This window comes from Pseudomonas wadenswilerensis (assembly GCF_024749185.1).
In the GTDB taxonomy this organism is placed as follows: Bacteria; Pseudomonadota; Gammaproteobacteria; order Pseudomonadales; family Pseudomonadaceae; genus Aquipseudomonas; species Aquipseudomonas wadenswilerensis.
In genome coordinates, this window is sequence record NZ_CP087191.1 from 5,026,268 (window position 1) to 5,039,753 (window position 13,486).

A 13,486-nucleotide genomic window follows, 5' to 3' on the forward strand; every position below is an offset into this window, starting at 1 on the left:
GCCCTGATAACCAAATTGAACTAAACATCAGCATTGTCAGCGGATTTGAAAACACTGTATAAATAACCAGACCTAACGCCTGGGAGCCGCCCCAATGCTGGTGCACCTGTCCGTACACAACTATGCCATCGTCGAACACCTGGACCTTGAGCTCGCCCGCGGGATGAGCGTCATCACCGGTGAAACCGGGGCCGGCAAATCGATCATGCTCGACGCCCTGGGCCTGACCCTGGGCGATCGCGCCGACAGTGGCGTGGTGCGCCCAGGGGCCGACAAGGCCGACATCCTCGCCACCTTCGACCTGGTGGATATCCCCGAGGCGCGCACCTGGCTGGCCGAGCGCGACCTCGACAGCGACGGGCCGTGCATCCTGCGCCGGGTGATCACCGCCGAAGGCCGCAGCCGTGGCTATATCAACGGCACGCCCTGCCCGCTCGGCGACCTCAAGGCCCTGGGCGAGCTGCTTATCGACATCCACAGCCAGCACGAACACCAGTCACTGCTGAAAACCGACACCCACCGCCGCCTGCTCGACGAATACGCTGGCGCCACCGACCTCGCCCGCCAGGTACAGCTCGCCGCCCAGCGCTGGCGCCAGACCCGCCAGGAACTGGAGCGGCTGTCCAATTCCGGCGATGAGCAGCGCGCGCAGCACCAGTTGCTCAGCTACCAGCTCGAAGAACTGGACAACCTTGGCCTGGGCGAGAACGAACTGGAGCTCCTGGAACAGGAACACAAGAACCTGACCAATGCCGAAGCGCTGTTCGGCATCTGCCGCCAGGTCATCGACCACTGCAGCGAAAACGATTCGGGCAACGTACTCAACGCCCTGACTGCCAGCCTCAACCGCCTGACCGCCGTGCACAACGCGCCCAAGGCCCTGGGCGAGGCGGCCACCATGATCGCCAGCGCGCAGATCCAGGTAGAAGAAGCCGTTGGCGAGCTGAACCGCTTCCTCGACAACTTCGATGCCGACCCGGCGCGCCTGCAACAGCTCGAAGAGCGCCTCGACACCATCTATACCCTCGCCCGCAAGCACCGGGTGCACCCTACCGAGCTGGCCGGCCTGCAGCAGCGCTTGATGGAAGAGCTGGAAAACCTCAACGCCAACGACGAATCGATCGAGCGCCTGGCTGAAGAGCTGGCCGCCTATGCCCGCCACTACCAGGACAAGGCCGGTGAACTGAGCGCCCTGCGCCAGCAAGCCGCCAGCCAGCTGGCCAGCGCCGTGGAGCAGGAAATCCAGCGCCTGGGCATGCCTGGCGGGCGCTTCAGTATCGAGTTGCGGCCCAACAGCAGCGACGAACTGCAGCCCCAGGGCCTGGAACAGGTCGAGCTGCTGGTCAGCGCCAACCCCGGGCAGCCGCTCAAGGCCCTGGCCAAGGTTGCCTCCGGTGGCGAGCTGTCGCGGATCAGCCTGGCGATCCAGGTGATCACCGCGCAGACCTCGCGCATCCCGACCCTGGTATTCGACGAAGTCGACGTGGGTATCGGCGGGCCAACGGCAGAGATCGTCGGTCAACTGCTGCGTCGCCTGGGCGAACGCGGCCAGGTGCTGACCGTCACCCACCTGCCGCAGGTGGCCGCCCAGGGCCATCACCACCTGTTCGTGCACAAAGTGCGCAACAGCGATGCCACCCATACTGCCGTGGCCAATCTGGGCAAGCGCGAGCGTGTTGAAGAGGTTGCGCGCATGCTCGGCGGCATCGACCTGACCAAGGAATCCCTGGCACACGCACGCAAGATGGTGGTCACCAGCAAGGCCTGAAACGCGCAGCTATAAAAAACAATCAGGCAGAAAGCACGAAGGCGACCCCAGGGTCGCCTTCAGTACTTATGCAGCAATGTAATAATTGCTTACTTTTTCTTGCGTACGTACAGAACCAGGTTGTGGTCAACCAGTTCGAAACCGTGCTCTTCCACGATTTGCTTCTGACGCTTCTCGATTTCACTGTCGAAGAACTCGATGACTTCGCCGGAATCGACGTTGACCATGTGGTCGTGGTGACCACCGTCAGCCAGCTCGAACACAGCGTGGCCGCCATCGAAATTGTGGCGCACGACCAGGCCAGCGGCTTCGAACTGGGTCAGAACACGGTAAACCGTGGCCAGACCGACGTCCTCGCCTGCCTCCATCAGCGCCTTGTAGACATCTTCAGCACTCATGTGACGCTGCTCGGTAGAGTCGAGCATCTGTAGAATTTTTACTCGAGGCAGTGTCACCTTGAGACCGGCTTTGCGCAGTTCGCTATTTTCAACCATGGTCAGCTTTCTCGCCGATGCTGCTTCGCAGCTTCTCTGAATACGGGTATGATCGGGGTTTACGTTGTCCAGCCAAGATAGTGGAAGTCGCCCACCGATGCAAAACACCAAGCTCTTGCTAACCAGCCTCACCTTCGTGGGACTGCTCGCACTCGCCGGTTGCTCGTTCCCCGGGGTTTACAAAATCGACATCCAGCAGGGCAATGTCGTCACGCAAGACATGATAGACCAATTGCGCCCCGGAATGACCCGTCGGCAAGTACGGTTTATCATGGGCAACCCGCTGATCCAGGATACTTTCCACACCAATCGCTGGGACTACCTGTATAGCCTGCAGCCCGGTGGCGGTGAGCGCCAACAGGAGCGCATGAGCATCTTCTTCAACGAGAACGATCAGCTCGCCAGCCTGTCCGGCGACTTCATGCCAGGTGTCAGCCGCGACCAGGAAATCCTCGGTGGCAGCAGCGACACCACTGTCAGCCCGGCCGGCACCACCGAACCCGCTGCGCAGGAGAAACCTGCCAAGCCAGGCTCGCTGGAAGACACCATCCAGAAAGACGTGGATACCATCGAGGTCATCCCGGTGCCGGTGCCAGAAGCACTGGACACCTCGCCGCAGTAAACCTGCAGCGCACACAAAAAAGCCCGGACCAGTCCGGGCTTTTTTATTGCCTGCGATTCAGCGCTTGGCTTTCTTGAAGACCCTGGCGACTTTTGCGGCGCGCTGCTTGCGCACCTCTTTCGGGTCTGCCAGCAATGGCCGGTAAATCTCGATGCGATCCCCCGCCTCGACTTTTTGCTCTTCAGGGTTAGCGATTACCCGGCCAAAAATACCGAGCGGGCAGGCTTGAATATCGGCCTCGGGAAAATGCGCGGCGATCCCCGACAGTTTTACCGCTTCATTGATAGTCGCCCCCGCCGGCACCTCAACACTGAGCAGCACCTGCCGCTCGGCCAGGGCGTACACCACCTCGACCGCCAGCAGCGCTTCAGACATGGAGCTGTTTGGCACGCTGACAGAAGGCATCGACCAGGGTATTGGCCGCCTGGTTGAACAACGGCCCCAAGGTGGCGCGCACCAGCGGCCCGGCGTAATCGAACGACAGGTCGAGGCTGATCTTGCAGGCCTTCTCGCCCAATGGCTTGAATACCCAGACGCCATGCAGCTGGGTAAAAGGCCCCTCCTCAAGGTTCATTTCAATGGACTGGCCCGGCACCAGCACATTGCTGGTTACAAACTGCTGGCTCATCCCCCCCTTGGCCACTTCCAGGCGCGCGCGCATGTGCGTGTCGCTTTCTTCCATCACGGTGCTGGACGAACACCAGGGCAGGAATTCCGGGTAGCGCGCTACATCATTGACCAGGTCGTACAGGGCCTGGGCGGGATATGGCAGCAGGGCCGAACGTTGAATATGGGTAGTCATCCAGGGGTCAATTCCAAAGCTGGGCGGCAAACACAACCAGAATGCCGAGGGGCGCCATAGAGCGCATCAAGTGCGCGCATTGTCCGGGATTCACGGCAATGGCTCAAGCGCACTGCTACCCCGTAGCCGACAGCGCGGCGACTGCCTATAATGCCGCCCCTATGGCTAACCAAAAGAAACATCCGACAGGGACTATCGCGCAGAATAAAAAGGCGCGTCACGATTACTTCATCGAACACAAGTTCGAGGCCGGATTGGTCCTGTCCGGTTGGGAAGTAAAAAGTCTGCGTGCCGGCAAGGCGCACCTGACCGACAGTTACGTGGTGCTCAAGGATGGCGAGGCCTGGCTGATGGGCAGCCATATCACGCCACTGACAGCCGCCAGTACTCACGTCATTGCCGACCCGACACGTACCCGCAAACTGCTGCTCAACCGTCGAGAGCTGGAACGCCTGCATGCGGCCGTCCAGCAGAAGGGCTACACCTGCGTAGCCTTGTCGATCTATTGGAGCAAGCACTTGATCAAGTGCGAAATCGCACTGGGCAAGGGCAAGAAGGAATACGACAAGCGCGATACCCAGCGCGAGCGTGATTCCGACCGCGAATTGCAGCGCGCGGTGCGTAACAAGGGCAAAGAAGACTGATTCCAGCCTGAAGCGCCTTTATCGCGGGGCAAGCCCGCTCCTACAGGAGCGGGCTTGCCCCGCGATTGCTAACGCCCGCTACGCCGTTCCGCCCGCGCCACCCGCTGAACCTCCTGGCGCACTTCGTCGAGCACCTCCTGCACATAGGTGATGTGCCGGCTGGACACTTCGCGAGCATCTTCCGCACGCCCTTCGACAATCGCCAGGTACAGCTCACGGTGCTGGCTGATGAGCATGTCGCGAGTTTCGGCGCGCTGTTTGTACATGCCGCCGATGTTGGTCACCACGTTGCGCTTGAGCAGGTCGAACAGGCCACGAATGGTGTGCAGCAGCACCGCGTTATGGCTGGCTTCGGCGATCGCCAGGTGGAAACGCGCATCGGCCGCGCCCTCCTCGGCCCGGTCCACTTCATCGGCGCGGGCGTAGCAATCCTGCAAGGTGTCGAAGGCCGCCTTGAGCCGCTGGCGATCAGGCTCGGTGGCGCGGATCGCCGCATAATAGGCGCAGGATGCCTCCAGGGTATGCCGGAATTCCAGCAAGTCGCGCTGCGCTTCAGGGTTGCTTTCGAGCAACTGCAGCAGCGGGTCACTGAAGGTCGAGCCGAGCGATTCGGCCACATAGTTGCCACCGCCCTGGCGGCTGACCAACAAGCCCTTGGCCACCAGCTTCTGGATCGCTTCGCGCAACGACGGTCGTGACACGCCGAACTGTTCGGCCAGCGCCCGCTCGGCAGGCAGGCGCTGACCGGCCGTCAAGGTGCCTTCGAGAATCATCCCTTCCAGCCGCTCGACGATATCGTCGGACAAACGGCGTTGGCGGACCTGATCAAAAACCATCACATGCTCTCCACATCCCGAGTGCGTTCGGGGCTGTCTATTCTGGCGCATCCGCGACCCGCCGACACCCATCAGTTGGCAAATTTCCCTGCCGCTCAGGCCCGTGCCCCCGCACAAATCCGACGAAAGTTTTCCTGGGACAAATTGACACAGCCGCAGCGAGGCTTTTAACCTAGCGCCTCGACATTGTAAATTGGTCTTACCAATTATCCAATGCCAGTGCTGACCAACAACAATTAGGGGCCACCCCATATGCAAACCTGGCAACAGCTTTACAGTCCGCTTGGTAGTCTTGGCCTGTCCGCGCTCGCGGCAGTCATCCCGATCGTGTTCTTCTTCCTCGCGCTGGCGGTGTTCCGCCTCAAGGGTCATGTGGCCGGCAGCATCACGCTGGGCTTGTCGATCCTGGTGGCGATCTTTGCTTTCCAGATGCCTGCCGACATGGCGCTTGCCGCCGCCGGATATGGCTTTGCCTATGGCCTGTGGCCAATTGCCTGGATCATTGTCGCCGCAGTGTTCCTCTACAAACTGACGGTCAAGAGCGGCCAGTTCGAAGTGATCCGCAGCTCGGTGCTGTCGATCACCGATGACCAGCGCCTGCAGGTGTTGCTGATCGGTTTCTGTTTCGGCGCCTTCCTCGAAGGTGCGGCAGGTTTCGGCGCACCGGTAGCCATTACCGCCGCTCTGCTGGTGGGCCTGGGCTTCAACCCGCTGTACGCCGCCGGCCTGTGCCTGATCGCCAACACTGCGCCAGTGGCCTTCGGCGCCCTGGGCATCCCGATCATCGTTGCCGGTCAGGTTACCGGTATCGATGCGTTCAAGATCGGCGCCATGACCGGTCGCCAGCTGCCACTGCTGTCGCTGTTCGTGCCGTTCTGGCTGGTGTTCATGATGGACGGCCTGCGCGGCGTCAAAGAGACCTGGCCTGCCGCCCTGGTGGCCGGCTTGAGTTTTGCCGTAACCCAGTACTTCACCTCGAACTTCATCGGCCCGGAGCTGCCGGACATCACCTCGGCCCTGGCCAGCCTGATTTCCCTGACCCTGTTCCTCAAGGTCTGGCAGCCCAAGCGCTCGTTCGCCAGCGCCACCGGCAGTGTCGGCGCTGCCGTGGTCCAGGGCGGCGGCAGCCAGCCTTCGCCCTACAGCTTCGGCGAGATCTTCAAGGCCTGGTCGCCGTTCCTGATCCTCACCGTGCTGGTCACCATCTGGACCCTCAAGCCATTCAAGGCTGCCTTCGCTGCTGGCGGTTCGATGTACAGCTGGGTGTTCAACTTCGCCATCCCGCACCTTGATCAACTGGTGATCAAGTCCGCACCGATCGTTGCCACCCCGACGGCGATCCCGGCGGTGTTCAAGCTCGACCCGATTTCCGCCACCGGCACCGCGATCTTCTTCTCGGCGCTAATCTCGATGCTGGTGCTGAAGATCAATTTCAAAACTGGTCTGACCACTTTGAAAGAGACCTTCTTCGAACTGCGCTGGCCGATCCTGTCGATCGGCATGGTCCTGGCCTTCGCCTTCGTCACCAACTACTCGGGCATGTCGTCGACCATGGCCCTGGTACTGGCCGGCACCGGCGCGGCGTTCCCGTTCTTCTCGCCGTTCCTTGGCTGGCTGGGCGTGTTCCTCACCGGTTCCGACACCTCGTCGAACGCCCTGTTCAGCTCGCTGCAGGCCACCACCGCGCACCAGATCGGGGTCAACGACACCCTGCTGGTGGCCGCCAACACCAGCGGCGGCGTGACCGGCAAGATGATTTCGCCACAGTCTATCGCCGTGGCCTGCGCCGCTACCGGCCTGGTCGGCAAAGAGTCGGACCTGTTCCGCTTCACCCTCAAGCACAGCTTGTTCTTCGCCACCATCGTCGGCCTGATCACCCTGATCCAGGCCTATTGGCTGACCGGCATGCTGGTTCACTAAAGTGTCAGGGGCCGGGCGCGTTGTGGCGCGCCCGGCAGCCGCCCCTTTAACCAACGCTGCGAGACCCCATGATCATTTCTGCCTCTACCGATTACCGCGCAGCTGCCCAACGCAAGCTGCCGCCGTTCTTGTTCCACTACGCCGACGGTGGTGCCTACGCCGAGCACACGCTGCACCACAACGTCCAGGACCTGGCCAGCATCGCCCTGCGCCAGCGCGTATTGAAGAACATGTCCGAGCTGAGCCTCGAGACCCGATTGTTCAACGAAACCCTGAGCATGCCCGTGGCCCTGGCGCCGGTCGGCCTGACCGGCATGTACGCGCGCCGGGGCGAAGTGCAGGCTGCCCGTGCGGCAGCGGCCAAAGGCATTCCGTTCACCCTGTCGACCGTATCGGTGTGCCCGATCGAAGAAGTGGCACCCGCCATCGACCGGCCGATGTGGTTCCAGCTCTACGTTCTCAAGGATCGCGGCTTCATGCGCAACGCCCTGGAGCGCGCCAAGGCTGCTGGCGTCACCACCCTGGTGTTCACCGTCGACATGCCGGTACCCGGCGCTCGCTACCGTGATGCGCACTCCGGCATGAGCGGCCCGAATGCACCGCTGCGCCGGGTCTGGCAGGCCATGACCCACCCACAGTGGGCCATGGATGTCGGCCTGCTGGGCAAGCCCCATGACCTGGGCAACATCTCCGCCTACCGCGGCAGCCCGACGGGCCTGGCCGACTACATCGGCTGGCTGGGCGCCAACTTCGACCCGTCGATTTCCTGGAAAGACCTGGAGTGGATCCGTGAGTTCTGGGAGGGCCCGATGGTGATCAAGGGCATCCTCGACCCGCAAGACGCCAAGGACGCCGTGAAGTTTGGCGCCGACGGCATCGTCGTCTCCAACCACGGCGGCCGCCAGCTCGACGGCGTGCTGTCCAGCGCCCGCGCCTTGCCAGCGATTGCCGACGCGGTGAAAGGCGACCTGAAGATCCTCGCCGACTCGGGCATCCGCAGCGGCCTGGACGTGGTGCGCATGATTGCCCTGGGTGCCGATACCGTGCTGATCGGCCGCGCGTTCCTCTACGCCCTGGCTACCGCCGGCGAAGCCGGGGTGAAGAACCTGCTGGACCTGTTCGAAAAAGAAATGCGCGTGGCCATGGTGCTCACCGGCGCCAAATCGATCAGCGAAATCACCCGCGACTCGCTGGTCCGCGAACTGGGTGCCTGATTGCCGCACCTTCGAATCACAGCCTGATTGACCGGGGCACGCGGCGCACCAGACGCCACGGCCCCGCGAGGAGATTGCATGAGTCTGCCCGCCGCGTTCCTCGACTCGGTAGCCCGCCTGATACCCGGCGAGCGACGTTTCGACGACCCGCTCTCGACCCTGGCTTTCGGTACCGATGCCAGCTTCTACCGGCTGATCCCCAAGCTGGTGGTGCGGGTCGAGTCCGAAGATGAAGTGGTCGCCCTGCTCAAGCTGGCCCAGCGCGAGCGCGTGCCGGTCACCTTCCGCGCCGCCGGCACCAGCCTGTCCGGCCAGGCCATCAGCGATTCGGTGCTGATCGTGCTCGGCGATAACTGGAACGGCCGCGAGATTCGCCACCAGGGCCAGCAGATCCGCCTGCAACCCGGGGTGATCGGCGCCCAGGCCAACGCCTGGCTGGCCCCCTTCGGGCGCAAGATCGGCCCGGATCCGGCCTCGATCAACGCCTGCAAGATCGGCGGTATCGTCGCCAACAATGCCAGCGGCATGTGCTGCGGCACCGCGCAGAACACCTATCACACCCTGGCCGGCATGCGCCTGGTGCTGGCCGACGGCACGCGCCTGGACAGCGAAGATCCGGCCAGCGTCGCCGCCTTCGAACAAAGCCACGCCAGCTTGCTCGATGAGCTCACGCGCCTGGCTCGGGAAACCCGCGCCAACACCGAACTGGCGGCGAAGATTCGCCACAAGTACCGCCTGAAGAACACCACCGGCCTGTCGCTCAATGCCCTGATCGACTACGACCAGCCGCTGGATATCCTCAGCCACCTGCTGGTCGGCTCCGAGGGCACCCTGGGTTTTATCAGTGCGGTGACCTACGACACGGTGGTCGATCACCCGAACAAAGCCTCGGCACTGATCGTCTTTCCGGATGTGGAAACCTGCTGCAACGCCGTCACCGTGCTCAAGAGCCAACCGGTATCGGCCGTGGAGCTACTTGACCGGCGCAGCCTGCGCTCGGTCCAGGACAAGCCCGGCATGCCGGCTTTCGTCCAGCAACTGTCCGACGGCGCCTGCGCACTACTGATCGAATCGCGTGCGGCAACCCAGGCGTTGCTGCACGAGCAGCTGGCGCAGATCATGGCCTCGCTGGCGGGCTTCCCGGTGGAAAAGCAGGTCGACTTTACCGAAGACGCCAAGGAGAACGCCAAGCTCTGGGCCATCCGCAAGGACACCTTCCCCGCCGTCGGCGCAGTACGCAAGACCGGCACCACGGTGATCATCGAAGACGTGACCTTCCCGGTCGAGCAACTGGCCATCGGCGTCAATCGCCTGATCGCCCTGTTCGACAAGCACCGCTACGACGAAGCCATCCTGTTCGGCCACGCCCTGGAAGGCAACTTGCACTTCGTCTTCACCCAGGGCTTTAACAGCGCCGAGGAAGTCGCGCGTTACCAGGCCTTCATGGACGATGTGGCGCAACTGGTGGCGGTGGAATTCGGTGGTTCGCTCAAGGCCGAACACGGCACCGGGCGCAACATGGCGCCCTTCGTCGAGCTGGAATGGGGCAGCGATGCCTACCGGTTGATGTGGCAGCTCAAGCGCTTGCTCGACCCCAATGGCATCCTCAACCCGGATGTGGTGCTCAGCGAAGACCCGCAGATCCACCTGAAGAACCTCAAGCCACTGCCCGCCGCCGACGAGATCGTCGACAAGTGCATCGAATGCGGGTTCTGCGAGCCGGTCTGTCCCTCCAAGGGGCTGACCCTGAGCCCGCGCCAGCGCATCGTCATGTGGCGCGATATCCAGGCAAAAAAACGTGCTGGCAGCGATACCCGCGAACTGGAGCGCGACTACCAGTACCAGGGCATCGACACCTGCGCGGCCACCGGCCTGTGCGCCCAGCGTTGCCCGGTGGGTATCAACACGGGTGAGCTGGTGAAAAAGCTGCGCGCCCAGGCGGCGGATCATGTCAAGACCGCCGACTGGCTGGCTGACAACTTCCACACCGCCCTCAGCGGTGCGCGCTTTACCCTACAGGCGGCCAATGGCGCCCGTCGCTTGCTCGGTGCGCCGCGCCTGAGTCGCCTGAGCGCCAGCCTGAGCACGCTCAGCCATGGCCGCGTGCCGCAGTGGACGCCAGCCATGCCGCAACCGCTCAAGGCCGTGCAGTTCACCCCGGCCAGCAACGACGCGCGACCGCGGGTGGTGTACCTGGCAGCGTGCGTCTCGCGGGTGATGGGCCCGGCGGCGGCTGATCGCGAGCAGACTTCACTGCTGGACAAGACTCGCGCCCTGCTGGAAAAGGCCGGCTATCAAGTGATATTCCCGGACAACCAGGACAACCTGTGCTGCGGCCAGCCATTTGCCTCCAAGGGCTACGCCGAACAAGCCGAGCACAAGCGCCAGGAGCTGATCAACGCGCTGCTCCACGCCAGCCGCGGCGGACTTGACCCGATCTACTGCGACACCAGTCCGTGCACCTTGCGCCTGGTTCAGGACCTGGCCGAAACGCGGCTGGACCTGTATGACCCGGTGCGCTTCATCCGCACCCACCTGATCGACAAACTGGAGTTCACGCCCCAGGATGAGCCGATCGCCGTACACGTAACCTGCAGCACCCAGCACCTGGGCGAAAGCCAGGCATTGATCGACCTGGCGCGGCGTTGCAGCAAGCAGGTGGTAGTTCCCGAAGGTATTCATTGCTGCGGCTTTGCCGGCGACAAGGGCTTTACCACCCCAGAGCTCAATGCCCACTCGCTGCGCAGCCTCAGGGATGCGGTGCAGTACTGCAGCGAAGGGATCTCCACCAGCCGCACCTGCGAGATCGGTCTGTCGAACCATGGCGGGATCGATTATCACGGTCTAGTTTATCTGGTGGACCGCGTGACCCGGGCGCGAGCAATCTGAACCCTAGGCAAGCAGTGCAGTCCATCCATTTAGGCCCCTGTTTCCCGAGGCCTTTCCAGCCAAGGAGATTCACATGAAGCGTACTGCGATTTCCGGACTGTTCATTGCCGCCGCACTGCTTGCCTCCCCTGTGTTCGCGGAAGAAGACCTGTGTGCCCTAAACCTGCAGAAGATTGAAGATGCCACGGCCACCGCCGGAGCTACCTCCGAAGGTATGGACAATGCCGTGGCCGAGCATGTCAAGGACGCCAAGGCTGCCCAGGCAGCGGGCAACACGAAAGACTGCATTGCTATTACCAGCAAAACTCTGGAGCGCCTGGAGAAAACCGAGAAAGGCAGCAACGGCCAATAACCCGTCTGCCGGGCGATGTTAGGCCAGCAGTCGACGTCGCCCGACCGATGGCGTATACTCGACCTTGAGCGTTGAAAAACGCTTACAGCTAGAGCGCAGCAAATGGGGCCGATTAGGATTCGACGCCGGTAGTGAAACTCTAGGTGCATGCCGAGTTGGTAACAGAACTCGTAAATCCACTGTTGCAACTTTCTATAGTTGCCAATGACGAAAACTACGAGGGTTACGCTCTCGCTGCGTAAGCAGCTGAGCCCGCTCTCCTGGTAGCTTCGGCTCCAGCAATCACTAGGGGATGCCTGTAAACCCGAAGTGATTGTCATACAGAACAGGATCGCCGTGCAGTACGTTGTGGACGAAGCGGCTAAAACTTACACAACTCGTCCAAAGCACCCTGCCCGTCGGGCGGCTGCGGATTAACTCAATAGACACGGCTAAGCATGTAGGACCGACAGCGGATCACTGGCGGACGGGGGTTCAAATCCCCCCGGTTCCACCAAATACGCAAAACGAAAAAGGCATCTGGCGCTTGCGCCGATGCCTTTTTTGTTGCCTGAAAATCATACCTGTACGCGCTGGCATGTCCGCCTCGACACGCCTTGCAAAAAACCTCGCTCATCCTATCGTGCTAGCGGTCGATAAAAAGGCTGAATGGCTACCCCACTCATCTCTTCGTCGCCTAGGGAAAGGCTGCGCCCACAACACAACAAAAGGAGCAGGTATGAAAGTCTGCATGACCCACCGGGAAACCTTCTACCACCTTCTCAGCGCGGTTTTTAACGCCTACAACAAACAGCCGGTAATCGCCGAGCTCGGCGTCCTGCGCGGTGAAAACGCACTGCGGCTGTACAACGCCCTCAACCCAGAAAAAATGGTCCTGATCGACAGCTGGAGCCCGGCGGCCAATGACGCCTACAGCCCGTTTGACCAGTTGCCGCCTTGGGTAGAAGCCATCGATACCTACGCGTACTACTACGGCGGGCCGATGTACGACATGGCAACCTGGGACAACCTGTATCAGGAATGCCTGAGCAAGTTCGCCGACAAGGAAAATGTGACCGTCATTCGCGCCGAAACCATCGACGCCATTCCCGACATTCAGCCCAGAACCGGTATCGAGAAATTCGACCTGGTGTACATTGATGCCAACCATCAATACGAGTACATCCTGCGCGACCTGATGTACTACCAGGACCTGGTGGCCGAAGATGGTTTCATGCTGCTCAATGATTGCTGCCACAGCCCCAATGGCACCAAGCAGAACCTTGGCGTTCTGGAGGCACTCAGCAGCTTCCTCAAACGCTCGGACTTCGTCCCGGTGGCCGTGACCAACACCGACTGGTCGGATGTGATCCTGGTTAGAAAAAACTCGGTCATGCTGCAGCTCGTGGACATTGCGATCACCAACTCGGATATCCCCTTCGTCGAGATTCCTCATCAACTGATGTCCGCCGCACGCGTTGTCTATGGCGCGCAGCGCACCAACATCAGTTTTGCCTGAGCCGAGACAAAGCCCCGGACATATGAAGAACCAATGCGCCCATTGATTATCCTTACCCTGCTCCTGCTGTGCGGCCCGCTTCAAGCCGCACCGCAGTGCGCAGACTTCCTGGGTGCATTGGGCGCGTACCCAAAGGGCATCGAGTACCTGGGATGCCGCCAGGAACCCGAACTGCAGACGGCCCCCTTAATCGCGACCTATAGGGTCAAAGGTGCCGAAGCAGGGGCTGCCGAGGGCTATCTGCACCACGCCTTCGGCATGCCCCGCCTGCTGTTTATGTGCTGCATGTGGGATTCATTTCGCCACTTCCACCGCGCCCCGCAGAGCGGCATCGGCTACGAAATCCTCATGGCTTCCGAAGAGACACCGGTCAACCAGCGCTCGCAATGGGCACAGATCGAGTTCTTCTACATCACCGTCAGCGTCGATACCCTCGAGCCCTGACCG

13 protein-coding genes and 1 other RNA gene are annotated in these 13,486 nt (G+C 61.8%); 10 read left to right on the forward strand and 4 right to left on the reverse strand.

The features are described from left to right. Nucleotides 1-94 precede the first annotated feature (94 nt). Complete coding sequence (gene recN / locus LOY45_RS23035; RefSeq protein WP_115085222.1) at nucleotides 95-1,768, forward strand: DNA repair protein RecN; 1,674 nt, start codon at nucleotides 95-97, stop codon at nucleotides 1,766-1,768. Nucleotides 1,769-1,857: 89 nt separating this feature from the next. Here recN and fur read toward each other — a convergent pair whose 3' ends face one another. Then, nucleotides 1,858-2,262 (reverse strand): ferric iron uptake transcriptional regulator, encoded by a 405-nt coding sequence (fur, locus tag LOY45_RS23040; RefSeq protein ID WP_045199750.1) that lies wholly within the window; start codon nucleotides 2,260-2,262, stop codon nucleotides 1,858-1,860. Between the two features lie 97 nt (nucleotides 2,263-2,359). Here fur and LOY45_RS23045 point away from each other — a divergent pair, with 97 nt between their 5' ends. Beyond that, complete coding sequence (locus LOY45_RS23045) at nucleotides 2,360-2,884, forward strand: outer membrane protein assembly factor BamE (protein ID WP_115085221.1); 525 nt, start codon at nucleotides 2,360-2,362, stop codon at nucleotides 2,882-2,884. Nucleotides 2,885-2,941: 57 nt separating this feature from the next. Here the strand turns inward: LOY45_RS23045 and LOY45_RS23050 are convergent, their stop codons facing one another. After that, nucleotides 2,942-3,259 (reverse strand): RnfH family protein, encoded by a 318-nt coding sequence (locus LOY45_RS23050; protein ID WP_115085220.1) that lies wholly within the window; start codon nucleotides 3,257-3,259, stop codon nucleotides 2,942-2,944. Continuing rightward, nucleotides 3,252-3,686 (reverse strand): type II toxin-antitoxin system RatA family toxin, encoded by a 435-nt coding sequence (locus LOY45_RS23055; protein ID WP_010222960.1) that lies wholly within the window; start codon nucleotides 3,684-3,686, stop codon nucleotides 3,252-3,254. Before LOY45_RS23055 ends, LOY45_RS23050 begins: the two co-directional genes overlap by 8 nt. A gap of 161 nt (nucleotides 3,687-3,847) precedes the next feature. Between LOY45_RS23055 and smpB the strand changes: the two genes are divergently transcribed. Next, complete coding sequence (smpB, locus tag LOY45_RS23060) at nucleotides 3,848-4,330, forward strand: SsrA-binding protein SmpB (RefSeq protein ID WP_010222959.1); 483 nt, start codon at nucleotides 3,848-3,850, stop codon at nucleotides 4,328-4,330. A 68-nt stretch (nucleotides 4,331-4,398) separates the two neighbouring features. Here smpB and LOY45_RS23065 read toward each other — a convergent pair whose 3' ends face one another. Continuing rightward, nucleotides 4,399-5,166 carry a GntR family transcriptional regulator gene (locus tag LOY45_RS23065; RefSeq protein WP_115085219.1) on the reverse strand — a complete coding sequence of 256 codons (768 nt, stop codon included), beginning with the start codon at nucleotides 5,164-5,166 and terminating at the stop codon, nucleotides 4,399-4,401. 252 nt (nucleotides 5,167-5,418) lie between these two features. On the opposite strand from LOY45_RS23065, the gene LOY45_RS23070 reads away from it, so the two are divergent. The 7 genes from LOY45_RS23070 (at nucleotide 5,419) to LOY45_RS23100 (ending at nucleotide 13,483) form a co-directional block, all read left to right on the forward strand. Continuing rightward, nucleotides 5,419-7,086: a lactate permease LctP family transporter gene (locus tag LOY45_RS23070; protein ID WP_010222957.1), complete on the forward strand. Its 1,668-nt coding sequence runs from the start codon at nucleotides 5,419-5,421 to the stop codon at nucleotides 7,084-7,086. Nucleotides 7,087-7,154: 68 nt separating this feature from the next. After that, on the forward strand, nucleotides 7,155-8,300 hold the full coding sequence (lldD, locus tag LOY45_RS23075; protein WP_258578414.1) for an FMN-dependent L-lactate dehydrogenase LldD: 1,146 nt from the start codon (nucleotides 7,155-7,157) through the stop codon (nucleotides 8,298-8,300). 78 nt (nucleotides 8,301-8,378) lie between these two features. Continuing rightward, on the forward strand, nucleotides 8,379-11,189 hold the full coding sequence (locus LOY45_RS23080; protein WP_258578415.1) for an FAD-binding and (Fe-S)-binding domain-containing protein: 2,811 nt from the start codon (nucleotides 8,379-8,381) through the stop codon (nucleotides 11,187-11,189). A gap of 73 nt (nucleotides 11,190-11,262) precedes the next feature. Continuing rightward, a complete protein-coding gene (locus tag LOY45_RS23085; RefSeq protein WP_045199770.1) occupies nucleotides 11,263-11,541 on the forward strand; it encodes a hypothetical protein in 279 nt (92 codons plus the stop codon). A gap of 104 nt (nucleotides 11,542-11,645) precedes the next feature. Then, nucleotides 11,646-12,037: a transfer-messenger RNA gene (gene ssrA / locus LOY45_RS23090) on the forward strand. A gap of 222 nt (nucleotides 12,038-12,259) precedes the next feature. Then, nucleotides 12,260-13,039, forward strand: coding sequence for a class I SAM-dependent methyltransferase (locus LOY45_RS23095; protein WP_258578416.1), 780 nt, complete (start codon nucleotides 12,260-12,262; stop codon nucleotides 13,037-13,039). Nucleotides 13,040-13,072: 33 nt separating this feature from the next. Continuing rightward, nucleotides 13,073-13,483, forward strand: coding sequence for a DUF4952 domain-containing protein (locus LOY45_RS23100; protein WP_258578417.1), 411 nt, complete (start codon nucleotides 13,073-13,075; stop codon nucleotides 13,481-13,483). The last annotated feature ends 3 nt before the right edge of the window (nucleotides 13,484-13,486 follow it).

What these genes read in the sequence shown, in the direction of transcription:
- smpB (WP_010222959.1), top strand. Translation starts at nt 3,848, where the DNA reads ATGGCTAACCAAAAGAAACATCCGACAGGGACTATCGCGCAGAATAAA.
- recN (WP_115085222.1), top strand. Translation starts at nt 95, where the DNA reads ATGCTGGTGCACCTGTCCGTACACAACTATGCCATCGTCGAACACCTG.
- LOY45_RS23095 (WP_258578416.1), top strand. Translation starts at nt 12,260, where the DNA reads ATGAAAGTCTGCATGACCCACCGGGAAACCTTCTACCACCTTCTCAGC.
- LOY45_RS23055 (WP_010222960.1), bottom strand. Translation starts at nt 3,686, where the DNA reads ATGACTACCCATATTCAACGTTCGGCCCTGCTGCCATATCCCGCCCAG.
- fur (WP_045199750.1), bottom strand. Translation starts at nt 2,262, where the DNA reads ATGGTTGAAAATAGCGAACTGCGCAAAGCCGGTCTCAAGGTGACACTG.
- LOY45_RS23085 (WP_045199770.1), top strand. Translation starts at nt 11,263, where the DNA reads ATGAAGCGTACTGCGATTTCCGGACTGTTCATTGCCGCCGCACTGCTT.
- LOY45_RS23045 (WP_115085221.1), top strand. Translation starts at nt 2,360, where the DNA reads ATGCAAAACACCAAGCTCTTGCTAACCAGCCTCACCTTCGTGGGACTG.
- LOY45_RS23070 (WP_010222957.1), top strand. Translation starts at nt 5,419, where the DNA reads ATGCAAACCTGGCAACAGCTTTACAGTCCGCTTGGTAGTCTTGGCCTG.
- LOY45_RS23080 (WP_258578415.1), top strand. Translation starts at nt 8,379, where the DNA reads ATGAGTCTGCCCGCCGCGTTCCTCGACTCGGTAGCCCGCCTGATACCC.
- LOY45_RS23050 (WP_115085220.1), bottom strand. Translation starts at nt 3,259, where the DNA reads ATGTCTGAAGCGCTGCTGGCGGTCGAGGTGGTGTACGCCCTGGCCGAG.
- LOY45_RS23100 (WP_258578417.1), top strand. Translation starts at nt 13,073, where the DNA reads ATGCGCCCATTGATTATCCTTACCCTGCTCCTGCTGTGCGGCCCGCTT.
- lldD (WP_258578414.1), top strand. Translation starts at nt 7,155, where the DNA reads ATGATCATTTCTGCCTCTACCGATTACCGCGCAGCTGCCCAACGCAAG.
- LOY45_RS23065 (WP_115085219.1), bottom strand. Translation starts at nt 5,166, where the DNA reads ATGGTTTTTGATCAGGTCCGCCAACGCCGTTTGTCCGACGATATCGTC.